19 protein-coding genes are annotated in these 22,245 nt (G+C 57.8%); 11 read left to right on the top strand and 8 right to left on the bottom strand.

Translation table 11 applies throughout. The features are described 5' to 3' along the window. Positions 1 to 102: 102 nt before the first annotated feature. Complete coding sequence (locus tag J3U87_RS02305; protein ID WP_237381409.1) at positions 103 to 819, bottom strand: pseudouridine synthase; 717 nt, start codon at positions 817 to 819, stop codon at positions 103 to 105. Between the two features lie 334 nt (positions 820 to 1,153). Here J3U87_RS02305 and J3U87_RS02310 point away from each other — a divergent pair, with 334 nt between their 5' ends. Then, positions 1,154 to 2,422 (top strand): sterol desaturase family protein, encoded by a 1,269-nt coding sequence (locus J3U87_RS02310; RefSeq protein ID WP_237381410.1) that lies wholly within the window; start codon positions 1,154 to 1,156, stop codon positions 2,420 to 2,422. A gap of 17 nt (positions 2,423 to 2,439) precedes the next feature. On the opposite strand, the gene J3U87_RS02315 is transcribed toward J3U87_RS02310, so the two are convergent. After that, entirely contained in the window at positions 2,440 to 2,808 is a 369-nt protein-coding gene (locus tag J3U87_RS02315; protein ID WP_237381411.1) for a DUF4870 domain-containing protein, read from the bottom strand. Between the two features lie 943 nt (positions 2,809 to 3,751). Between J3U87_RS02315 and J3U87_RS02320 the strand changes: the two genes are divergently transcribed. The 4 genes from J3U87_RS02320 (at position 3,752) to J3U87_RS02335 (ending at position 7,486) form a co-directional block, all read left to right on the top strand. After that, the gene (locus tag J3U87_RS02320) at positions 3,752 to 3,916 is read left to right on the top strand and encodes a hypothetical protein (protein ID WP_237381412.1); all 165 of its coding nucleotides are present in this window, start codon (positions 3,752 to 3,754) and stop codon (positions 3,914 to 3,916) included. A 200-nt stretch (positions 3,917 to 4,116) separates the two neighbouring features. Then, on the top strand, positions 4,117 to 5,028 hold the full coding sequence (locus J3U87_RS02325; protein WP_237381413.1) for an NHL repeat-containing protein: 912 nt from the start codon (positions 4,117 to 4,119) through the stop codon (positions 5,026 to 5,028). Positions 5,029 to 5,398: 370 nt separating this feature from the next. Continuing rightward, a complete protein-coding gene (locus tag J3U87_RS02330; protein ID WP_237381414.1) occupies positions 5,399 to 5,575 on the top strand; it encodes a hypothetical protein in 177 nt (58 codons plus the stop codon). A gap of 744 nt (positions 5,576 to 6,319) precedes the next feature. Next, entirely contained in the window at positions 6,320 to 7,486 is a 1,167-nt protein-coding gene (locus J3U87_RS02335; protein WP_237381415.1) for an AAA-like domain-containing protein, read from the top strand. A 673-nt stretch (positions 7,487 to 8,159) separates the two neighbouring features. On the opposite strand, the gene J3U87_RS02340 is transcribed toward J3U87_RS02335, so the two are convergent. The 6 genes from J3U87_RS02340 to J3U87_RS02365 form a co-directional block, all read right to left on the bottom strand. Then, complete coding sequence (locus J3U87_RS02340; RefSeq protein ID WP_237381416.1) at positions 8,160 to 8,630, bottom strand: MmcQ/YjbR family DNA-binding protein; 471 nt, start codon at positions 8,628 to 8,630, stop codon at positions 8,160 to 8,162. 28 nt (positions 8,631 to 8,658) lie between these two features. Then, entirely contained in the window at positions 8,659 to 10,005 is a 1,347-nt protein-coding gene (locus J3U87_RS02345; protein WP_237381417.1) for a metallophosphoesterase, read from the bottom strand. A 366-nt stretch (positions 10,006 to 10,371) separates the two neighbouring features. Continuing rightward, positions 10,372 to 10,788: a cyclic nucleotide-binding domain-containing protein gene (locus J3U87_RS02350; protein WP_237381418.1), complete on the bottom strand. Its 417-nt coding sequence runs from the start codon at positions 10,786 to 10,788 to the stop codon at positions 10,372 to 10,374. A gap of 57 nt (positions 10,789 to 10,845) precedes the next feature. Further along, positions 10,846 to 13,761: an MFS transporter gene (locus tag J3U87_RS02355; RefSeq protein ID WP_237381419.1), complete on the bottom strand. Its 2,916-nt coding sequence runs from the start codon at positions 13,759 to 13,761 to the stop codon at positions 10,846 to 10,848. 697 nt (positions 13,762 to 14,458) lie between these two features. After that, complete coding sequence (locus J3U87_RS02360; protein ID WP_237381420.1) at positions 14,459 to 14,767, bottom strand: DUF3862 domain-containing protein; 309 nt, start codon at positions 14,765 to 14,767, stop codon at positions 14,459 to 14,461. Between the two features lie 75 nt (positions 14,768 to 14,842). Further along, positions 14,843 to 15,082, bottom strand: coding sequence for a GlsB/YeaQ/YmgE family stress response membrane protein (locus tag J3U87_RS02365; RefSeq protein WP_237381421.1), 240 nt, complete (start codon positions 15,080 to 15,082; stop codon positions 14,843 to 14,845). Between the two features lie 575 nt (positions 15,083 to 15,657). On the opposite strand from J3U87_RS02365, the gene J3U87_RS02370 reads away from it, so the two are divergent. The 6 genes from J3U87_RS02370 (at position 15,658) to J3U87_RS02395 (ending at position 21,863) form a co-directional block, all read left to right on the top strand. Next, on the top strand, positions 15,658 to 16,731 hold the full coding sequence (locus tag J3U87_RS02370; RefSeq protein ID WP_237381422.1) for an isoaspartyl peptidase/L-asparaginase family protein: 1,074 nt from the start codon (positions 15,658 to 15,660) through the stop codon (positions 16,729 to 16,731). Between the two features lie 267 nt (positions 16,732 to 16,998). Next, positions 16,999 to 17,616 carry a hypothetical protein gene (locus J3U87_RS02375; protein ID WP_237381423.1) on the top strand — a complete coding sequence of 206 codons (618 nt, stop codon included), beginning with the start codon at positions 16,999 to 17,001 and terminating at the stop codon, positions 17,614 to 17,616. A 170-nt stretch (positions 17,617 to 17,786) separates the two neighbouring features. Then, entirely contained in the window at positions 17,787 to 18,365 is a 579-nt protein-coding gene (locus J3U87_RS02380) for a TetR/AcrR family transcriptional regulator (protein WP_237381424.1), read from the top strand. Positions 18,366 to 18,700: 335 nt separating this feature from the next. Next, entirely contained in the window at positions 18,701 to 19,447 is a 747-nt protein-coding gene (locus J3U87_RS02385) for a glucose 1-dehydrogenase (RefSeq protein WP_237381425.1), read from the top strand. A gap of 371 nt (positions 19,448 to 19,818) precedes the next feature. Next, positions 19,819 to 20,451, top strand: a complete 633-nt coding sequence (locus J3U87_RS02390; protein WP_237381426.1) for an acyloxyacyl hydrolase — start codon at positions 19,819 to 19,821, stop codon at positions 20,449 to 20,451. A 758-nt stretch (positions 20,452 to 21,209) separates the two neighbouring features. Further along, positions 21,210 to 21,863: a response regulator transcription factor gene (locus tag J3U87_RS02395; protein WP_237381427.1), complete on the top strand. Its 654-nt coding sequence runs from the start codon at positions 21,210 to 21,212 to the stop codon at positions 21,861 to 21,863. The last annotated feature ends 382 nt before the right edge of the window (positions 21,864 to 22,245 follow it).

Genomic DNA, 22,245 nt, shown 5'->3' on the forward strand with positions numbered 1-22,245 from the left:
GGGAGGAGGCCGCCGTTCCTCCCTGTCAGGTTTCCGCAGATCGACCGCCGAGCCGGCCCGGTGCCGCTCGGCGGTCGTCTCGTTTCTATCGGGTCACGGCGGCTAAAGGACCGAACGCGGACAGGGTTCCGCGATGTCCAACCAGCCCAATTCGGTGAACAAGTTCGTCAGATCCGGACCCAGTGGCGCCTCGATTCTGAGCGGATCGCCCGTCGCCGGGTGGGGGAAACGGATCCACCGCGCGGCCAACAACAGTCGATCGCTTTGAAAACGATCTCGAAACAAGCGGTTGTGCTCGCCGCGACCATAGCGTGTATCCCCCACGATTGGCAGGCTCTCGCCGGCCAGGTGACGGCGGATCTGGTGGCGTCGGCCGGTTTCCGGAAATGCCGCGACGAGCGAATAGCGCGCCTCGGGGAAGCCTCCGACCGCGATCGGCAAACGCACCTTTGCCTGGGTGTGAATGGTGGTGATCGAATCGAGGGGTTCCTTGTCCCTTTCGTCGCGCAGGGGGCGTTCGATCCTCTTCGTTTCCGGTGCGAATCCGCGCACTACCGCCTGATAGCACTTGGTCACCCGTCGCTCGCGGAAGGATTCGGATAGCGCGCTCGCCACCTCCTGGGTCAAGCCGAACACCAGGACACCCGAGGTGGGACGGTCCAGCCGGTGAACCGGGTAGACTCGTTGCCCCAGTTGATCTCGGACGATCTGCAGGGCGAAGATCCGGTCGTTCGAAATGGCGCTGCGGTGGACCAGCAGGCCGCTGGGTTTGAACACCGCCACCAGGTGTTCGTCGAGGTGGAGGATTTCGAGTTTCAAAGGGTTGCCTCGCTCGTCGTGTGGTGTGGGATGTGCTCGTATTGGCTTCCGGTCTCGCGAGCCCCCATCGACCGTGAAGGCAACCATAGTCCAAATCCGGCTCCGCTCCAACCGTCATGGCGAAAAATAGGCGGAAAGAAACTTTTTCAAGTGCTCTTTGCAATTTTGTGAGGAATCCGTTAAAAATGAGAAAGCCCTCCCCATGTGCGTTGCGGTTCCATCGGCCCAATGGAACGAGCCACGACCAACGCTTCTCGGTTCCATCGAATCGCGTATCTATTTCCTTCCCGCGATGTCGTCGGAGCCGCCCCTTATCCTGCAGGAGTGTGCCCCCATGGAAAGCGAAACCAACTACATCGCCCTCGCCATCCCTTTCTTTTTCCTCCTCATCGGTGTGGAACTTCTCGTAGCTCGATTGCAGGGGCGGCGCTTCTATCGGCTGAACGACTCCATCAGCGATCTGGGTTGCGGCATTTTGATGCAGTTGGCCGAGATCTTCATGAAGGGCTTGTTGGTGGGCGCCTACCTCTGGGTGTTCGAAGAATGGCGTCTGTGGGCCCTGCCGGCGGATTCGATGTGGGTCTGGGTGGGTGCCTACATCGCGGTGGATTTTTCCTATTACTGGTACCACCGCTTGTGCCACGAAGTGAATTTCCTATGGGCCAATCACGTCGTGCATCACCAGAGCGAAGAGTACAACCTCACGGTGGCGCTACGCCAAAGCACCTTTCAAGATCTTTTCGGGGTGCCCTTCTATCTGTGGATCGCCTTTCTGGGCGTTCCGCCCCACGTGTTCCTGGCGGTCGCGTCGTTCGGGACGCTCTACCAGTTCTGGATTCATACCCGCACCGTCGGACGCATGGGATTTCTGGAACAGATTCTGATGACCCCTTCCCATCACCGCGTTCATCACGGCCGCAATCCCATCTATATCGACCGCAATCACGGCGGCACCTTCATTTTTTGGGACAAGTGGTTCGGTACCTTCCAGGAGGAGTGTGAACCGGTGGTCTATGGCATCACCACGCCACTGGCCAGTTGGAATCCGATTTGGGCCAATGCGCACTACTGGGTGGAGCTCGCCGCGCTCGCCCGGCGCTGTCGTCGCCCCTGGGACAAGGTTCTGGTATTCCTCAAACCTCCCGGCTGGCGTCCGCAGACATTGGGCGGCTTTCAGCCACCGCCTCCGGTGGATGCGAACACCAAGTCCTGGGACATACCCTATGCCAAGCTGTTGGGCGCCTACGTGACCGTCCAGTTCACGGTGACGTTGGTGGCCTGCGCCTTATTGCTGTTTCTCGCCGAGGCGCTTCCCGTCATGACGGTCCTGGTGGCCTGTGGTTTTGCCACCCTCGAATTGGTGCTGTTCGGCGCCATGTTCGAGGGACGCCGCTGGGTGTTCGGAGCCGAGCTCGCCCGGTTGGCGCTGCTCGTCCCCGCGTTGTTGGTGTTCCTGCCGTCGGCCTCGCTGGTGTGGGCGCTCGCCCTCATCGTGTTCGTGTTCCTCAGCGTGGCCGCCTTGATCGGTCTGCGCTTCCATTTGGGGTTGGTGACCCACCTGCCCGGCCGCGAGTTGGGGTCCATCGCGGCGGGTGGGCGCTGAATACCGGGGCCGGTCGACTAGAGAAATCGTAGGGTGAACGGGTAGCGATAGTGCACGCCCTTCTGCACTTCGAGGGCGGCCACGATCGTCATGACCAGCAGTACCAGGGTGACGACGGCGACGATGGGAATGATCAGAAAGACCCCGATTCCCAGGGTCACGATACCGATGACCAGAGCCAGCACACTGCCGACAATGCTGTACAGCGTCAGGGAGATCTGAAAATTCAGGGATTCACGGCCCTGCTCGTCGACGAAGGGCGAGCTGTCTTTTTTGATCAGCCACACGATCAGGGGCCCGAGAATATGCCCGAAGGGGACGCCGATGAACGCGGCGAAGGAGGCCAGGTGGCAGAACATGGCCCAGTTACGTTCTTCTGTAGACATTCAATTCCTCTTTGGTTCCAAAATGACGCGGTTTGCGCGCCCGATGCGCTCGCGTGGGTTCCGGCCTTCGTTCGAGGCGTACCGGTCACCATCGCTGCGGTCCTATGTCAATTGGCGGAAAACTGACCCGTGAAGTGTAGCAAATCGACGTCATTTTTAGGGTGAGAAGCCGGGAGGAGTTTCTCCATGGGTGCGGCGCTGTTTAGGTGTAAGTCTTTTTTTACGCAAACGAGTGCCCGGTCAGTCGAAAGGGTTCGTGCGCTACGTCCTTTCGTTTTTGGTTGGGCACTGGAGTGGCTGCACCGGTTCCGGTCTTGGATGGTGCGGACCATCATAAATAATTAACTTCGAGTAACTTGGTTTAATATTTTTATTCTCTGCCTCCACTTCCTTTGTGACCTTCTTGGTAAAAAACCACCCAGGTCGCGATACCGATTACCTACTCTGGCGGGCGTTTGGTTATACCTGATCGAAATGAACAATTATCTACGCATCGTAGATTGGTTGATTTGTTTTGGTATTATATTCTCGAATAAAATATCAGTATATTATGTGTTTGTTTTTGTGTGAAAAAACACTTTGTTTTGTCATTGTTTTCTGCTTTACTTTGGGGCAGGAAAGTCAGCTACTTCGTCAATCGATTGGTGAGCTCAATCGAAGACGTGCGCTCGCTTTAATGTAGCGCGTATCCAACAACGATCTGGCTTTTCGCGATGGATGTCGTGCGCGTGTCTCGCTTTTGGGCAGAGCGGGGCGACCCCGGCATTTCGTTCCCGGCCTCCGATGTCGATCATGCCGAAGCCTATGGTGCGTGGTCATTTAGCGAGGCCGCTCTGGATGTGAACATGTCCTCCGAACAGCATCAATGTGGATGGAGGTGTGTCGTATCCGATCCAAATCGATCCCAATACGTGATCTTCGCAATGAAGAAAGGATGTGTCATATGAAGAAAGTACTACTCGGTCTCGTTTTATTGGCTTCCAGCCTGCAAGTGATGGCCACGCCTCGTGAGTGCATCATGGTCATTCGCTTCTGTTGGGAAGCGGATATGCCGGACGATATCTGCTTTCAGATGTACAACGAGTGCCTCGATGTGTTCGAGCAATAATTATTCTTGATTCAATCGTGCCGCTCCGGCTGCGAGCGGCACATTACGCTGAATAAAAAACTTATACGAAACAAATGAATAAATCACAATGCTGGTGAGCTGAACGAGATGATAACGATTTGATTAAGTCGTCGAGAGTCAGGTTCGGTTGCCTAGTATCTTTATCTCTATGTTTACTGAAACATTCCCTTGTGAGAGGTATGGTGGATATGCTTTTCGTGGTGTGGACCCTGGTGCCCTGTTTTTTTGCGACCTTTCCCCATTCGCCGACATTCGAGTTGGGGGGAGAGCGCGATTCGGAGTTTTATCGCGTCAAGGACGTGGCAATGGCTGCCGACGGTTCCATTTGGACCTTGGCTCGTGACGACGCTTTTTTGCGGCACTACACGCCGGATGGTTCCTTGTCGGCCAAATTCGCCGGCACCGGGGATGGTCCCGGCGAGTTGCGAAAGCCCCATGAAGCCCTGGTAGTCGACGACGAGTTGTGGGTCTGCGAACTGGAGACCGGCAGGATCTCGGTATTCGCCGGCAACCGATTCGTGCGGCACATCAAGCTGAACAATCGCCCTCGGTCGCTGGTCGAGGTGGGTGGCCACATCGTGGCGGCGCCTTCGTTTCGTCACGAACCGTTCGTGGTCCTCGCTCCTGGCGGTCAAATCCTGCGCGAGTTCCACCTCGAAGACTTCACCTTGCCGACACCCAGCGACGGTGCAAGTAAAAACGGGTGGGAGATGTTCGTGGCTACCGCGACTGCAGAGGGGTTGGCGCTCAACTTCTATTTCATGCCGGTTCTGGTGGAGGTCGATCTCCAGGGGAGATTGACCAATTTGTGGCAAACGACCCTTTACGAGGCCCACGTGACGCGCATCGGTCGCGGTTCCATTCCCGCCTATTTCGCCAGTCGCGGAATGGGGATCGATGGGGAGGGCATGGCCTGGCTGGGCGTCTGCGCCGAGTCGGGCGGCTGTCCCGAACTACTGGTCTTGGATTTGAAAAGGCACGCCATGGTGCGGCGGGAGGCGTTCCCGGAGAGCCTCTACAGGGTGCGGTATCTGAATGACTACGCCGTGTTCATCACGGGTCAGGGTCACGCCCGGTTCTTTCGGCGCTGAGGTGGCGGCCACGGGATCGGGTTGCGCCAAAAAAAATGACCCGGTGCCGCGAGGTGGGTGGTTCTTTCGGGGTTGGGGTCCACACACACGGTACCGGGTAAAAAAAGCAGGTGGAGACGGCAGAAACGCGTTCGCCGCCTGGTGCAGTTGGCGACGAAGAGATGAGAAGTGCGAGCCTGCGCTCCTGGCTGAGGTGTAGGGGATGCGTATCGAAAGCTGAGGTGGTGCTCCCGATACGTGGTGGAAAATCTATAGTCTAGGTTTGACCGGGATTCGACCTCGGTTGGTGAAGGGATGAGGTGGGCTCAGATGCATCTGGGGAAGCGTGAGGCCGAAACCGTGCTTGGTATGCAGCGAGCGGGTGGGTCGAATGACGATCGACGAATGCGGCGACGGGAAGGTCCGCGGCGGGCCTCCCGACGAAGGGTGTTGGTTTCTCGTTCGTGTTCTCTCCTCTTATTTCAAAGCCGGCCATGTCAGCCGAACAAATCATGCACAAGCCGAAAAATTGGGAAATCAAAAAATCAATGAAGGGGTGGGGCCCTGAGGCCCCCGCTTGGTGGTCGTCCAAGCGTTATGAGAGTCGATCAAAATGGTGAAGAATATAGTCTTACGGTTGCAGTTCACTCTCTAAGTGCCTACAGGGGCCCGTTCAGATACGAGAAAAGTGAAAAAAACGATAGGAGCTTCAATGCGCGAATCGCCGGGGCCCATTGTCTTGCCGCCGTTGCATGGGAAGAGGAGGGGGGATCGCGGTGCATCGAGGTTCGAATTGCGTGAACAATCGCGCCTCGGCAGAAAGTGACGGGCTAGTCGGCACGGCACTTGATAGAGTAATCCGTCAATTCTAATCGCTGGTTTTGTGGATGTTAGCTTTTGCGATCGGACACCGCCGACGCAGGGCTGTTCAACCCGCTCGGTGCGGGGCCTTTCCGCCGACAACGGCGGAAGCACCGGTGGCTCGGTGAGGGTGGGTGAGCGTCCGACGAACCTCGGGGTGTTTGTTTTCCGAACACTTCGACCGAACACTATGAGGATTGGGCGAACAATCGCGCCCGATCCAGGGAATTCCTGTAGCCGTACTCACCCCATTTTTCACAGACCGGGTCCTGGTACCTGTAGAAATCATCACCATTTTGAGGGGTTGGATGTCGGGTTTCATCTCCTGTAAAGCGAGTCTGGGCAACGATCTCTGTGCAAAAGTGGGATCCGCGCTACTCGTGAAGTATGAACAGGTGGTAAAATTCGTGCATTCGGCCCACGGCATCACATGCGGGAAGGGTTCCTCCTTATGAATAAAAAGTATTTCAACACCACGGGTCCCATCAACCCAGATTTTCACTACCATATACCCCCTCTAGAGCGCATGGATCTCGACCAGGTCATGGGCCTGATCCGTCGCGGTAAATACTTTGCGCTACACGCCCCCCGCCAATCCGGTAAGACGTCCTTCCTGAGAGCCTTGCGGGATTTTCTGCACGACATCGGCGAATTTGCCTGTCTCCAGTTGAATCTCGGGAACGCCGTCGCCGGCCAAGCCAATTTGGAACGGGACATCCTTGCGATCTTGGCCACCCTGGCCCGCGAGGCCAAGTTCCAGCTCAACGACGATTACCCCGATTCCATTTTTCACAGCGTACACGAACGCGAGACCCCGCAAACCGCGTTGCAGTCCCTGTTGATGTCGTGGACTTCCCGCCTGGGACGTCCACTGGTGCTGCTTCTGGATGAAACCGATGCACTCAAGGACGAAACGCTCTACTCCGTGTTGAGTCAATTGCGCACGGGTTACGAATGGCGCGGAGAGCGCTTCCCCCATTCGGTCCTGCTGTGTGGGGTGCGCGATGTGACCCATATTCGGCCAGGCCAGTTCGGCGAGCGGCCCGGCGAGGATTTGTGCCCGTTCAACGTGCTGGAGACCTCGTTGCGGCTGGAGAACTTCCAGAAGAACGAGGTGGCTCGCCTGCTGATGCAGCACACCAAAGAGGCCGGTCAGCGCTTTCAGCCGCAAGCGATCGAGTTGATGACGGTGTGGACCGGTGGCCAGCCCTGGCTGGTCAACAAAATGGCCGAAATCGCCGTGCGTCAGCGCGCCGGCGGATCGCGCGGCCGCCTTCCGGTCGTCACGGCCGAGGCCATCGTGGCGGCCCAGGACTACCTGATCAACAGCCGCGACCCTCATTTTCAGCAATTCTCGGATCGCCTGATCGATGCCCGCGTGCGCAAGATCGTCGAGCGCATTCTGGCGGGAGATACGCGCTGGGATACCCTCCCTCCCGAAGACCTGGATTACGTACTCAACCTGGGATTGGTGGTCGATCGGCCGCGGTTGGACATCGCCAATCCCATCTACCGCGAAGTGATTCCCCGTGCCCTGGCTCGGGCGCGCAAAATGGAGCGTTCGCGGCGCGAACCCCGTTGGCAGGATGGCGCCACCGTGCTCAAATTCGATCCCTGACGGAACCGATTTCGGCGTTCACGACGCTGAACCTGCCCTCGCGAAGCAAATCGAAGTACGGTTGATCGGCGTTCCGCTCAGGGCCCGCACGGTCGGACGTTGTGCGCCAGCCCCGGCATGCCGCAATGGGTACGGGGTTGGCGGGGCAATGGTGGATGCGCGGAACTGCCCTGAAAAACATGCGATGATTGGGACACCCACGATCCTGAGATGATTGGGACACCCACAGATGATTGGGACACCCACGATCCTGGTTGGGACACCCACAAATCGGGACGCCCACGATCCTGGTTGGGACACCCACAAATCAGAGGCCCGATGATTGGGGACACCCACAATCCTCGAGGACGCATGATTGGGGGAGGATGATTGGGACACCCACGATCCTGGTTGGGACACCCACAAATCAGAGGCCCGATGATTGGCAATCCTCGGATGATTGGGGATGGTTGGGGACACCCACAATCCTCGAGGACGCATGATTGGGGGATACCCACCACATGATTGGCATGATTGGGACACCCACAATTTTCGGGTCAACGGTTGCAGCCCAATGGGACGCACGATCGGAGACTTGTCGGGGGAAGTCGGGATTCGAGTCGGCCGCGCCGGGTCCCATGTCGCTCGCGATCGGTTGAAATCCCCCCCCGCACTGCTCGCGTCCGAAAAATGGCTACTTTTTGGTCGCTTTCTTTCCCGTTTTGGTGACGGCGCTTTGTGCGTAACTCTCGTCGAGCCACTTTTCCCAAAGTGTCTTTGGCATGGGATCATCCGCGCTGAACCTGGCCGTGACCCAACCGAATTTTCCGACCTCGTAGCTGGTCGGATCCGTTTCGGCCAATTCCGCGGCTTCAGGGATCGAATCCTGCAGCTTGAACATGGCCTTGTAGCGCCCGCCCTGCATGCCGATGTACAGAAACGCCTTCTTGCCGACCTTAAATGAACTTTGCGTGCACGAGGTTCCCTCGACCACACCGGGATAGTCGCTCGCTTTTTGGCGGATCGGACCGGTTGGATCTTTTTCGTTACCTGCCATCGGAACCTCTTTGGATGCCCAATACTCGTTTGTGGGTGTCCCGGCATGCGTCCTGCCGGCATGCGCCGATCCGTGCCGGGTTGCGAGATCTAGGGTATTTTCGGCCACAAGACGCCTGTACTCGCGGCGCTTCGGCTCATTCGCCGTCGTCCGATTCGTTGTGGTTCTGGTGCTGGTGGTCTTCTTTTCCCTGATAGGTCGTGGGGACCTTCGGCGCGGTCCCTTGAACGGGCGCATCGCCCACGATCGCCATCGGCGGCTGATCCGGTTTCCCCTTCGACAACACGATGGTTTCGTTGGGGTAGATGGCGGTGAACGTGTCGCCGCGGATCTCCAAAGCGGAGGGTCGGCCTCCGTAATAGTGGTGCAGCATGCCCGTATCGATCAAAAACACGCGTCCACCGAAGCGACGGGAAATACCCATCGGGTGCGGCGTGTGCCCCGCGATGAAGTGCTGGGCGCCGCCCGCCGCCAACAAGTTGGTCACCGATTGATAGTGGGTGTCCTCACGCCACTCGGCAAGGCCGCGAAACCACAACAGTTCCTTCGAATCGAGCAGGACGCCGGTGCGCACCTTCAGGAAGGTTTCCATTTTTTCGTTGAAGGCCCGGTCGCCCGCGGTCAGTCGCATGGGCTGTCCGCGCATGTCGCGTTTTGGGCGTTGCAGGTGCAGCTTGGCTGCGCGCAGAATGGCGCCCAGGTCGTAGCTGGCAGGTATCAGCTTCTCGTCGATCATCGCCTTGCGGTACCCGTCGAAGCGGGCAAGGGCTTCCTTGACCTTGGCGTTGATCTCCGCCACACTCCAGCCGGAACCGTATATATCGGGATTCAACCCGGCGTGAAGGAAGACCTTGCCGTCAATCTGAATAATGGCCGGGCATTGACGCAACCAGCGCCCGTAGACACCCTCCGGGCCGATGGCCTCCAGGTACTCCAAGTAACCCAAGGGGTGGTGCTCCATCCACGCTTCCTTGAACTCCTTGTTGAAGCGCGGACCCTTGATGGCCATCATGGCGTCGCGGCGACGCCGTAATTTTACGTATGCCTTGTACGCCCGTTCCCGCTTGTCTTCGGACTCCGCCGTCGTGAACTGGGCGTAACTCGCTGAAGAGACATCGCGGAAAAAATAGGTCAGGTTCATCGTCTCGTGATTGCCCAGCAAGACGATCACGCGCCCGCCCATCTTCGGCGCCTGCTTTTCGAGCGACATCATCAGTTCCAATACTTCGCGCACGCGCGCGCCGCGGTCCAGCAAGTCGCCGGTTTGAACGAGGATGGTGTCGCCACCCGTCCAGTCCATGGCTTCGTTGATGAGACCCGTCGTCGTCAGAATCGAGACCAGCGCATCGTAATCCCCGTGGATGTCGCCGATGGTCACCACGCGGCGGTTCCCATCCGTTTGAAGGGTTTCGAACGCCCAGAGGAGACCGGGTATGAGGAATAGGTATAGGAGGAAAGAGGAGCGGAGCAGCTTTTTGGTCATAGAAACGAGCAACCTTGACTTGGAGTGACGCCGAGAGGCATTGCATCGAATGTCGACGTCAGTGCTGCTGGGCTCCGTTGGTATCAAGGCTGAAGAGCTGAGCAAAAAATAAAAAATTTGAAAAAAGTGCTCACGTTCACCGGAAGCCGGTGTGTCCCACGTTCTCTATGCACCTTTCGACTCGAATTTCAGATTCGAATCACACCACAGGTCCCCGACACTGAACTGAAACTCGGGCCTAACAAAAATTTAACGACTAATTGTGGTCGTGGGTCAACCGATTTCGCTACGAAATTTTGAAAGAAAGGTTTCCCGGGCCCTTACGCAAAACCATTTTCTGACCCGATAGGGACCTGTGTCCTATGTCTATGTAGGTGATAACATCTTTCGAAACAGGGCTTTGACGATCTCTATATTGTTCGCCATGAGATCGAAGAAATCTTCCGAATCGATGGTGAGCACCCGCGTCTCGGTTTGGGCGATGGCCGTACCTCGACGGAGCCGTCCGCTCAGGATTTCTCGGTGACCGAATGCTTCGTGAGGTCCCAGAACCTTGGACTCGCTGTTACCGTGCTCGTCCGGCTGCTCCAATTGGATGTGACCTTCGACCACACAGAACAGGAATTCGGTGGGATCGCCGGGAAGGTAGATGGTTTGATCGGCCGGAAACACCCGTTCGTGGGCGATGCCGGCGATACCCAGGATTTCGCTGGCGCTACAGTATTGGAACAATTTGACTTCGCGTAGGAAGAGGATGATTTCGATTTGGGCCATCGTATTCATGCGGTGCTCCAATGCTCGGGGAATCGAGGGCGTTCGGGCCCTGTGGACGAAACGGTTTCAGGAAAGCGGCGGTGTCAGTTTGGGGGGATCCGAGATCCTCATGCGTTCCAGGACCCATTCCGCCGTTTCCTTGACGAACGGATCGATCGCCGAGGTCGCGATTTGTTCGACCTCGCCGTAGAGCGAAACGATCGACTCGGTGAAAACCCGGTACAGCGCCGCGGCAGCGATGGAGCTGCGGTCCGGATCCTTGGGGTCGTGCTCGTGCATCAGCCGGCGCAGCGTTTCGATCTGGCCTTCGCCGCGCACACCCAGCAGACGTTGGGCCCTTTTGAGCTTCTGCGCCAAGGGCGCATCGTCGATCACGGCCAATACGAAGCGGTGGACCTCGCCGCTGAGCGCGTTGTCCAGGTATTCCTGTGCATTGCTGCGGCGCGAGAGTTTGCGGCTGGTGAGGTTGCGCTCGGCGGCGCGAATGTCCTGTTTCGGATAGAGCAGCCCGACCAGGCCCAAGAGGTTCGACAACTGGGATCCGAGTCTCTCGGCCATGAGCTGGTGCAACAGGGTGGGCGCCGTGCGCTTGCTGGTCCAGCGAATCAGCGCCCCTTCCAGGTGCCCCATGTGCTCGATGCCAAGCACGTGCAGGTCGGCCAGGTATTGTAGGTAACGCGTGGCCTCGTTGCGAATGGCGTCCCGGATGCGGCTCTGGGCGAAATTCATGTTGACCTGTCGACCACACAGCCGGCCCAGCGCCTCGATGACTTTGTGACGGAGAAAGCTGTCACCCGTCTTGAGGTTGTCGACGAGGGCGGTGGCCGAGGCGATCCCGCCGATTTGGGCGATGGTCTTGGGAATCGCGCGCCGCACCCAGGAGTGTTCGTCTGGGTCGTTCATGAAATGCACCAGCGCGGGAATCACGTCTTCGCCACAGGCGACGAGCGCTTCGCGGCACTGGTGCTTGAGCCGGCGTTCACGCATCAGCGAAACCACGGTCGGCACGTAGATCGGATTGTTGCCACCCCGTTGGACACGCGCCTGAACCGCCTTGACCGCTTGGCGCACCACGCCCTGATCCTTGTCGTAGAGCATTTGCACGAGCATCATCTGGAACAGCGGATCGGGGATCTCGCACAGGCACTTGGCGGCTTCGGTGCGGATTCCCGATTCGGCGTCCTGAACCATTTCCGCCAGGCTCAATCCGGCCATGCGGCTCATGTCGTCGTTTCCGTGACTGGCGAGGCAGGCGATCGCGGCCGCACGCACGCGTGGATCGGGGTTGCGGATTTGCGGCAACATCAGCTCGCAGGCGTTTTCACCCTGGAGCAGGGAAAGGGTGCGCACCGCGGTGGCTCTCACGTCCGGAGAACTGTCGCCCAGGCACCGGTGGATCAGGGGAACCGCGTCCTCGCGTTGTTCTTCGGCCAGGACTTCGAGGGTGCGGAGCCGTACTTCCGCGTCGTCGTGATAGAGCAACAGAGGCGGGATCAACCGGCCGCGTCCATGGCGAACCAGCAGGTCGATGCTGTTGAGGACGCGGTGTGGATCGGGGCTGCCGAGCGATTGGACCAGCAGCTCCATGGTGGTGATGTCGTTGAGATCGATGTCGGCGTTGGTGGCCATGGTGCCCGTCTGCAGCGATTCACGATAACAGGAAATGTAATGGCGGTAGGTGAACAGCGTGGCAGCTAGCCAGATCAGGGCCAACACCAGCGAAAACCAGCCGGCCTGGATCGGAGTGATCCACTGAAAGGTGACGGTCATCAGGACCAGTGCCGCGGCCCCCCGCCCGAATCGGGTCACGAAGACATCGATATAGGCCTTGGCTTTGGGGCGAATCTTGGGCTGGACGGGCAGGAAAAGCAATTCGCGAGTCACCTGCTCGATGGAGTGTCGAAAGCCGCCCTCGCCGATTTTCAGGCAAAACACGACCGCCAGCAGCGCGCCGGGGAAGGCCGCACCCGCCAGCAGCAGGGCCACGGTACCACCCAGAATGGTAAAGGGCAGGATGCGCATGCCGACACCGACACCCAGGTAGCGGTGGATCCGCGAGGTGACGAAGATTTGAAAGACGAAGGCGCCGATACTGATCAAACTGAAGAGATGGCCGAAAACCGAAGTGCGCTCGCTGAGGTCGCTGGTATTTTGTTCCACGACCCAATTGAACTGTAGGTCGACCACCTGGGCCGCGATCAGGGAAATGAAGGTGGTCAGGCCCACTAGGCGCAGGTAGCGATCGGAGAAAACCACCCGCAGGCCGCCCCGTGCCTGATTGCGTTTGGAAGGGCGGGCAAGGTGCTTGTCCGCCTCGGGATGGTCCGCTTCGCGGTCGATCAATTGGATCAGGAACGCCAACGAGAGCAGCAGGATCGCCGCCAGCAACAGCGTGTTCCGCGTTTCGGAATGAAGGGCGACCAGGCGCGCGAGCTGGCTCCCCAACAACCCGCCCAGGGCACCGCCGGCGGCGATCAGGGCGAACAGCCGCTTGGCCCGGCGGGCGTCGAAGATGTGGTTGGCGTAGGACCAGAACTGGCTGACCGCAATGCCGAAGGCCACGCCGATCCAGACGTAGAACGCCAGTGGGATCCAGGCGTCGTTTTTGCCGAACCACCACCAGAATATGAGCGAGCCGAAGGCGAGGAAGCCGTTGGTCAGGGCGGCGAGGGGGCGGCGCGGGATGTGGTCCACCAACTTTCCGTACAGTCGCAGCACCGGGTAGGAAACCAGGGCGACCAGCAGATAGGCGAACGGCAGGCGCGACGAACCCAGCTCGTCCACGAAAATCGATTGGCGGATGACCTTGCCTGTATAGAAACACGCGAACAGCAGACCCGAATACACGAGAATCAAGGTGGCCAGGCGACCTTCCCCCGGTCGGATATCGATACCCAGGTAGTGGAGAATGGTACGGGTGACTTCCGCCGGTCTCTGCTTGGTGGCGGTGGTCGCGCCGGGTTCTTGCGGGGGTCTGTTCATGGGTGAGGCCTTTGGCGACGGGGTCGGTGGGCGGCAGCCTTCTGCGAAGCTCCATGATTATAGGGGGAAAGTAACGGGCCTGCCAGTAGCTGGGTTACAAGCCGATCGACTGGTTTTTCCCGTCGTGGTGTGAGATCGTCCGATCGGGGGATCCGGAGAGCTGATCGGTACTTCGGTTCTGCCCTTTGCGATGACGATGGGTCGACGAGCCACCTCCGCGCGGGGAGTGCCCGCACGGTGGAAGACGACCAACCTGCCTTGGTCCGCGCACACACGGTGACGCGTGTGTTTAATGTACCTATCGCACGTTCAGACCAGCTCTTGACTTGATCTCGGCCCGGCGATCCTGGACGGTGGTCGCGGTGATGCTCCGCGTGTGACTTCGGCATCCGGCGATGTTCCCGCTCGGAAAGAACGACCAAGGCCGAATCTCTCCAGCGGAAGAGTGGCCGAGAAGCCCCCAGCCCGCGCCCTCGCTGCCGCCGAACACGGGACGGTTTCCATGAAACGCGTCATCGAGGTTCCGTGAGGCCCATTCCGGCGGTGATCGCCACCTGGGACCGCCTGGCGCGAAGGTGGCGGCCCCCAAAAAGGTGGGGGGAAGGGGGGGTCGCCCTGCGGCGGCGGCCCCTCTACCCGAAATGTCGTGAGTCGATTCGATCGTGGCCCGCGAGTGTCGCCTTCGGACCTTGTCGCCTCAGTTCAAATTCTTGATGTCCTTCAACTTGACCTTGTCTTTGAGAAACTGGATGGTGATGCGAACTTCCTTGGTTTCCCAGGTATAACGTGTCGTTTCGAAGGGGCCGACCTTGGTGCCCTCGGTTTCGCTGGGCTCGCCGAGGATGTCGACCACTTGTTGCTTGGTCATGTTGGACTCGATCTTTTCGTAGTTCTCGCGACTGATTTTCCCGCCACACGCCAGCAGGAAACACAGGACGGCCATCAAAACCAGATGGCCCAGGCGTTTGGCGATTGGGCGAAGAAGAGAAAGGGATGAACAAGACATGTTTGCCTCCGAATGCGGTCGCTCCCAAGTGAACCGTCGGGTACGGCTTCGAGTGTCGGGTGTACCGCGGAAATATCATTTTTTCAATAGATTGATCACGGCCAGGAACAAGACGGCGCCGACGAACGCGGTGATGATGGAACCGATCGGTCCACCGGCGTGAATGCCCAGCAGTCCGAAGGCGTAGCCGCCCACATAGGAGCCGACGACGCCGACGACCAGGTTCCCCAGCAGGTTGAGACTGTTGCCTTTCATGACCTTGCCGGCCAGCCAGCCCGCGATCAGGCCGATGATCAGGAAGAAAATCAAATCCATGGTTGGTCCATGCTCCTCTAGAAATGAGATGGGGACTCGAATTTCGGACGATGTCGCTCGAATACTAACAAGTGTCCATCCGAAAACACCGGTATTTTGAAAGATTTTCTCTGAACCGGTCCAGTTTTCATTGCAACGAAGGATCGCCTCCAATGTGACGAATTTTGACTAATCATCTGGTGGTAAAAATCTTTATGGAGCTTGGCGATCGAGCTCCGTTGCCCTGCCGCACCAACAGAATCACCTGGGCAGTGATGCTCTTTCCGGTTTTGGATGGGCGCCGGCAAACCCATGTGCGGAAGCCCCGGCCTTTTGGCGTTTCTACCTTCCTGGCGCGTTTTCGCTGGGCGTCACCGCCCGTTTCCAGAAACCGCCGAACCGGGCTGGATCCGGTGGTGACGGGGCTCTCGCGTGGGGAAAGCTTCCTTTCCAGCCTTGGATCGACGTGGTAAAGTGTGAATCCTCAGATGCTTTATCCATTGGTTGTATTTAATCATTCGGTCTGGAGTGGCCGATTTTGTCTTCGAATCAGGTGTGAACCGGAATAGGTCAAAGGCGATCTCGGGAGGAAAGACGTGTTGAGTTCGTTTGAGTGGTGGCCGAATGCCGATTTTTCAGGCTTTTCGGCCCGCATGGTGGTGCTTCGTCCCACCATCGAAACTTGGGCTGTACCCCTTTTGTGGATGATGGGGTGGTTCTTTCTTGCCCCACAGGGGCTTGCGAGTCAAAAACCGATCGCCATCGCGATTCACGGCGGCGCGGGGACCATCCTGAAAAAGAACATGACGCCCGAAAAGGAACAGGCGTACATCGATCATTTGAACAAGTCACTGGCCATCGGCTACGAGGTGCTGGAAAAAGGCGGCACCAGCCTCGACGCGGTGGTCGCCACCATCGTGTTCATGGAAGATTCGCCGCTGTTCAATGCGGGCAAGGGTGCCGTTTTCACCAACAAGGGCACCCATGAATTGGATGCCTCCATCATGAACGGCGCCGATTTGAGTGCCGGGTGCGTGGCCGGCGTGAGCCGAATCAAGAATCCCATACTTCTGGCCCGTGCCGTTTTGGATCACTCGCCCCACGTACTCCTTTCCGGGGAAGGGGCCGAGCAGTTCGCGCGCGATCGGGGACTGAAGATGGTGGATCCCGAATATTTCCGCACCGAACGGCGCTGGAAAGAGTTGCAGGAGGCGTTGGACAAGGAACGCCGCAGCCAGCCGGCCCCGGCATCTTCCAAACACGGCACCGTGGGTGTGGTGGCCCTGGATCGCCACGGGAATCTCGCCGCCGGGACCTCCACGGGCGGCTTGACCAACAAAAAGTTCGGTCGCATCGGGGATTCTCCGCTGATCGGTGCCGGCACCTACGCCACCAACCAGGGGTGTGCCGTCTCCGCCACCGGCCAGGGTGAGTACTTCATCCGGGCGACCGTGGCCCGCGACATTTCGGCCCTGGTCGAAATGACCGGTATGGATGTGCAGCGTGCCGCCGACAAGGTCATCAAGACCAAGCTGGATTCGATCGGCGGAACCGGAGGCGTCATCGTGCTCGATCGCTCCGGCAACGTGGCCTTTTCCTTCAACACCGAGGGCATGTACCGCGGTTACCGGCGTTCCGGCGCCGATCCGGTGGTCGCCATCTATCGCTGATGGTTCGTCTGGCTCCCCATCGGCGTTTTGCGGGTTGCAGCGCCGATTGGGACCGGTTCTTCGGGTGAATGCCATGGTGAATTGTGGTGATGTAGATCACAAAATTTTGGGAGCTCCTCATACCTCGACTCGTTTGGCTTCAGCCCTTGGCACGAGCCAAAACGCGCTCAATTCCTCAAAAAAAAGTGACCCTTACTGTGAATTTTGTGCGCCCTTTACCGATACTTTGTAGTATCCCCCCTTTTTCGATTCCATTCGAGGAACCGTATGCTCACCAAGACACCCCAGCTTAAAAAAGCGTTATCCGATTTGAAGCAATCCGTTCAAGAATCCATGTCCCACGGTAAAAACCTCAAAAAATCGCTCATCGAAAGCACCCTAGGAACCAAGCTCGAAAAACACGCCCAATTGGAGTTGGTACTCGACAAGTACCTCGAGTTGATCGAAAAACAATTGGTTCCCGCTCTGGTCAAAGTCATCGAACCGGAGCCCGCTCACGAGCCTCAGAATTCCGGCGGCAAACGCAGGGGCCTGCCCCGTTACCGCCGTCGCCTGCCCATGCACTACAGTTTGCCGGGCCAAAAGGTCAAGCCGCGCCACGCCTATTCGCGCGATATCGGCGCCATGGGCCTGTTCATCATGTCCAACCGCTTGGAGAAGGTCGGTCAATCGCTCCAGGTGGACATCGAAGTTCCCGAATATGGCCTGATCAAGGTTCAGGCCGTGGTGGTGTGGACCAAATGGGTACCACCACCCCTGCGCAGCGTCGAGTACACCGGTTTCGGTGTCCGCATCACCTATGCGCCGCAGAAATGGTACGAGTTTTTTCTGTCGGTGGAAGAAGAGCATCATAGCCACGGTGGCGATCACGGCGATCACCATTGAAAACCCGTGGTGGCCCAGGCCGAAATGGCGATGCACGAAGCGGGTTCGCTACGTCGCGAACCCGCCTCGTGTTTCATTGGCGATGCTTTTTTTTAGTAAAAGTACGTGCATTTTTATAAACTCGACATATAATCGATAGTGACGATAAAATTAGACCGGTCGGTTTGGGTATGAAACAAGATACGAAAAGATTGCTGCTCGAAAAGGGCTTGGAGATTTTGACCCGCAAGGGCTTCAACAATACGGGAATTCAAGAGGTGCTGTCCGCGGTCGGCGTGCCCAAGGGTTCCTTCTACCATTACTTCAAGAGCAAGGAAGACTTCGGGCTCCAGGTCGTCGACTACTACGCCCAGACCTCCATCGACCGCATGGATCGGTTCATGAAGGACGAGGCCTTTCCACCGCTGGAACGCCTGCGGCGATTTTTCGAAAACGCCGTGAAGGAAATGAAGGAAAACGAATTCTGCGGCGGTTGCTTCATCGGCAATATGAGCCAGGAAATGGGCGACTTGAGCGAGTCTTTCGAGAAGAAGCTGGAGCGCAAGTGGCAGGCCAGTCGCAGTTGTATCGCCCATTGCCTGATTGCCGCCCGTCAGGCGGGCGACCTGAAGTTGACCTGTGATGCGGACGACCTGGCCGATTTCCTGTTGAACGCCTGGCAGGGGGCCCTGATGCGGATGAAAGTGACGAAATCCGCCGATCCGCTGGAACTCTACCTCCAAATTGTCTTTGTGGATTTGCTGAAATAAACCATTTAGTCTAGCTTTTTGCAAGTGGGAAGGCGGCGTGCTCGATTGGGTACGCCGCCTTTTTTATGCCTCGTGGCAAAAAAGAAAAAAAGTTCGCGGTGTCGTCGCTCGCCTCATGGTTTTGTTGGTGAACGTTTAAATGTTTGAAACAAAACGCGGTTGTGGAGATCGAGATCTGTACTTGGCCAGAGGCTGAGGTGTCGTTCGCGATGGTGAGGTGAAAAAAAGTTTGCCTTGTTGCTTGACTAGACGACCGGTCTAGTTTAGATTTGCCTCATCGTCGCGTTCAGAGACGCCTCGGTATGGTCCTTCATCATTCCCGTGGAGTTTTCGTTATGTCTTTTGAAAATAAAACCGTTGTGATTACCGGCGGTAACAGTGGTATCGGTCTCGCCTTCGCCGAATTGGCCTACGCCAGTGGCGCCAATGTCGTTATTTTTGGGCGCAACAAGGAGACCCTCGATGCCGCTGCCGCCAAGTTGGGGGAGCGCTGCCTGGCCGTTCGCGGCGACGTCGCCAAGTTGGCCGACCTCGACGTTCTATTTGAAGCGACCCGCGACCGTTTCGGCGGCATCGACCATTTGGTCGTCAATGCGGGCATCGCCAAGTTGTTGCCCCTGGCCGACGCCGACGAGGCTCATTTCGACCAGTTGTTCGACGTGAACGTGAAGGGTGCCTTCTTCACCGTCAAAAAAGCCGAGCCGCTTCTGCGCGACAATGGGTCCGTCGTGATTGTCAGCTCCGTAGCCGGGCAAAAGGGATTTGCCGGTACTTCGGTCTACTCGGCCACCAAGGCCGCGGTTCGATCGTTCGCGCGCACCCTCTCCGCGGAACTTCTGCCGCGCGGGATTCGGGTCAACGTCGTCAGCCCCGGTCCCATCGAGACGCCCATTTTCGACCGCATGGGATTCACTCCCGAGCAAACCGTGGAAACCAAGGCCGGTTTCACCGAGGCGGTGCCCCTCAAGCGCATGGGTACCCCGGGTGAAGTGGCTGACGCGATCGCGTTTCTCTCGGCCCCCAGCGCCAGCTTCATCGTCGGTGTCGACCTGACGGTCGATGGCGGCATGGTCCAACTTTAATCCGACCCGATCGCGCGCGGAGCCCGGCGCTTCCCCGGGCCGGGTTTCGGGCGCCTTCTTCCACCGCAACCCCACCAACCACTCCGATTCCGCTGTCTTACTCTCAACCCTTTCTCCTTACTTCTCAGTAGGTTCCCTACCTCCACCACCATGGTCCGGTCTTCCCAGACCGGGCCTTTTTTTCTCGATGGGGTGGAGCGGGAGTCATCTGTCGCCCCTGCCGTCGGGTCAGGCACTTCACAAGAGTGACTCCCCAGGTAGCGCGCGACCACGATCGCTCGGAGTTGCGGCTCCGAACTCGCCGCCAGGCTGTCGGATCGGTCACGATCCTGGCCCCACTGGCGGTGCTTCGACAAGAAAGGAAGGTTCATATGTTTCATCGCCAGACCAGCTACGCGACTCCCATTATTTCCAACCTCGTCCGAACCTGGGTCAAGGTACTGGCGTTGCTCCTGTTCGTGGCCGGCGGATCGACTCCGCTCCTGGCCCAGATTCCCGGCTTGCCCAAGGAACCTTACGGGATCGACAACCTCGACCTGGTCGTCGGCAACGGCGAGGGTTCCGACAATTTCCGAATCGCGCTGCAGTGGGACTGGTTTCAGCGCACCACTCCCAACCGGCAGTGGACGATTCTGGCCTCTCTGGCCCCGAACTACTCGGTCTTCAACGGCGAAACCCGCGCTGACGGCGTGACCGCCAAGCTTCGCGATGTAGGACTGACTCCCGTATTTACCCTCATCCCCAACAGGTTCGCCGGCGGATGGGCGACCCCATACGTGGAAGCGGGTATCGGCCTACACTACCTGACCGAAAAGAACGTCGGCTTCAAGAGTTTCTCCACCAATTTCCAATTCGGCGATCACATCGGAATCGGTGCCTACTTCGGACGAAAAAACGCCTACAAGGTGGGCTATATCTTTCAGCACCTTTCCAACGGTGGTATCGACGCGCCCAACCCCGGCATCAATTTCCATATGATTTCCATGGGCTTCAAATTGCGCTGATCGTAGCGGTAAGGGGCGCCGAGACCAGGTCTCGAGCTACTGCCTGCCTCGCCGTTGCCCAAGTGACCCGAGACGCTGATTCCAAAATTTGAATCTTTTAATTCAGAATTTTGAATTTGGTGCCGATGGAGCACTTGTCTCTTACAATCGCCTGGTCCATAAAAAAATCCCCATCACCGTGAATCGGGTGAGTGATGGGGAGTGAAAACCGGCAGATTCGGACCGGTTAATTTCTGTAAGCGTCTTTTTGAGTTATCTTTTTTAAATTAAGTTGGTTAGCCCCGGGTAAATCCCGGGGCTTTTTCGTTAGAAAACACGAAATCGATGAAAAATACAACGAGGACTTCGAAAAAGGGGAAGTCCCACTCCTGGGCTGGTCCAAGATCGTAAATGGTAAACGCCCAAATTTTAGGGCTTGTCGTTCGGACCTGATGATTCGTTTGAGCCATATTTGTGCCAAATTTTTTTAGCGAAGACGGACAGATTTTTAAAATTGGTCAGGGAGACTCTGGGCTCCCACCCGTTGTTTAAAGTGATGGTTTCGCATTTCCAAATGAACGATCGCGCTTCGAAGGCCCGTACCGGGTGGTGCCAATCCGGTCGGATCCGGTTCCCGCGGCCGATCTTCCCCGATATGGAAGAAAATCTTCGTGTCGCTGGACGCGATTGCCGCCACACGGTTGTTCATCACTCAAAGACCTGGATTCAAGCTAAAGGCGAAATCGATTTCACCGTTCAGTTTCTGAGAGGAGAAGGCCATGACGACCCCCGTCCCCCTGCTTGTCGCTGATGATCATCCCATTGTGCGCCAAGGGATCGTGCGTGTCATCGAGAAGGATCCCGCGTTTCGCATCGTGGCGGAGTGCGGTGACGGAAACGAGGCGATGGCGACCCTGCGCACGGGATCCGTACGCATCGCCGTTTTGGACATTTCCATGCCGGGACTGTCCGGACTCGAAATCGTCAAGCTGGCGACGCGAGAGCGGATTCCCGTTCAATTTCTGGTGCTCACCATGTATCGCGACGAGGAGTACCTGGAAGAGGCGATGGATCTCGGGGTCAAGGGTTACATTCTCAAAGACAGTGCGATTCGCGAGTTGTTGGCTGGTCTCCACGCCGTTGCCGAGGGGCGCTATTTCATCAGCCCGCTGGTTTCGGGGTTCCTCGTCGATCGCGAACGGCGGCGCAAGGCACTGAGTCGCGACCTGCCGGCGCTCGCCGATTTGACGCCGTCCGAGCGCAACATCCTGCGCTTGATCGCGGAGAACAAGACCAGCAAAGAGATCGCCGACACCTTGATCGTCAGTTACCGAACGGTTCAAAACCACCGCGCCAACATATGCCGCAAGTTGGGGTTTCGCGGCCACAACCGGCTGCTTCAATTTGCGCTGGAGCATCGCGGCGCTCTCTAGATCGGCGTGAGCAATAGAGCTGTCCGCGAATCACACCGGGCGACACGAATTCATCACCTTCCTCCGGTCCCATTTTCCTGATTATTCTTAATGACCGGCGGTACCGCGGAAACCATTCCGTGGAAATGCTTTGATTCGTGTCCATTCGTGTAATCCGGGGACAAAATTGTCCGGTTCCAAGAAAACCCCCAAGCGTTTCTCCCGTTCTCAGGGGGGTTTTGTCTCCTCGGGCATTCGGCGGTTCAAATAGACCTCGGTTCGCAGCACGGACTGAATGGACACCTTTTGATGACCCCTAAATACTCGGAATTTTGAGTAGTTGTCACTATTCGGAACCGCGTGCAACCGTTGTAGGATACGGTTACGCCTTTGCGTTAGGCCT

Origin of the sequence: Sulfidibacter corallicola, assembly GCF_017498545.1 — a bacterium.
GTDB lineage: Bacteria > Acidobacteriota > Holophagae > Acanthopleuribacterales > Acanthopleuribacteraceae > Sulfidibacter > Sulfidibacter corallicola.

Excerpts from the sequence above, each read along its gene's own strand:
- J3U87_RS02310 (WP_237381410.1), top strand. The coding sequence starts at position 1,154 with ATGGAAAGCGAAACCAACTACATCGCCCTCGCCATCCCTTTCTTTTTC.
- J3U87_RS02315 (WP_237381411.1), bottom strand. The coding sequence starts at position 2,808 with ATGTCTACAGAAGAACGTAACTGGGCCATGTTCTGCCACCTGGCCTCC.
- J3U87_RS02320 (WP_237381412.1), top strand. The coding sequence starts at position 3,752 with ATGAAGAAAGTACTACTCGGTCTCGTTTTATTGGCTTCCAGCCTGCAA.
- J3U87_RS02325 (WP_237381413.1), top strand. The coding sequence starts at position 4,117 with ATGGTGGATATGCTTTTCGTGGTGTGGACCCTGGTGCCCTGTTTTTTT.
- J3U87_RS02330 (WP_237381414.1), top strand. The coding sequence starts at position 5,399 with ATGACGATCGACGAATGCGGCGACGGGAAGGTCCGCGGCGGGCCTCCC.
- J3U87_RS02335 (WP_237381415.1), top strand. The coding sequence starts at position 6,320 with ATGAATAAAAAGTATTTCAACACCACGGGTCCCATCAACCCAGATTTT.
- J3U87_RS02345 (WP_237381417.1), bottom strand. The coding sequence starts at position 10,005 with ATGACCAAAAAGCTGCTCCGCTCCTCTTTCCTCCTATACCTATTCCTC.
- J3U87_RS02350 (WP_237381418.1), bottom strand. The coding sequence starts at position 10,788 with ATGAATACGATGGCCCAAATCGAAATCATCCTCTTCCTACGCGAAGTC.
- J3U87_RS02355 (WP_237381419.1), bottom strand. The coding sequence starts at position 13,761 with ATGAACAGACCCCCGCAAGAACCCGGCGCGACCACCGCCACCAAGCAG.
- J3U87_RS02360 (WP_237381420.1), bottom strand. The coding sequence starts at position 14,767 with ATGTCTTGTTCATCCCTTTCTCTTCTTCGCCCAATCGCCAAACGCCTG.
- J3U87_RS02365 (WP_237381421.1), bottom strand. The coding sequence starts at position 15,082 with ATGGATTTGATTTTCTTCCTGATCATCGGCCTGATCGCGGGCTGGCTG.
- J3U87_RS02375 (WP_237381423.1), top strand. The coding sequence starts at position 16,999 with ATGCTCACCAAGACACCCCAGCTTAAAAAAGCGTTATCCGATTTGAAG.
- J3U87_RS02380 (WP_237381424.1), top strand. The coding sequence starts at position 17,787 with ATGAAACAAGATACGAAAAGATTGCTGCTCGAAAAGGGCTTGGAGATT.
- J3U87_RS02385 (WP_237381425.1), top strand. The coding sequence starts at position 18,701 with ATGTCTTTTGAAAATAAAACCGTTGTGATTACCGGCGGTAACAGTGGT.
- J3U87_RS02390 (WP_237381426.1), top strand. The coding sequence starts at position 19,819 with ATGTTTCATCGCCAGACCAGCTACGCGACTCCCATTATTTCCAACCTC.
- J3U87_RS02395 (WP_237381427.1), top strand. The coding sequence starts at position 21,210 with ATGACGACCCCCGTCCCCCTGCTTGTCGCTGATGATCATCCCATTGTG.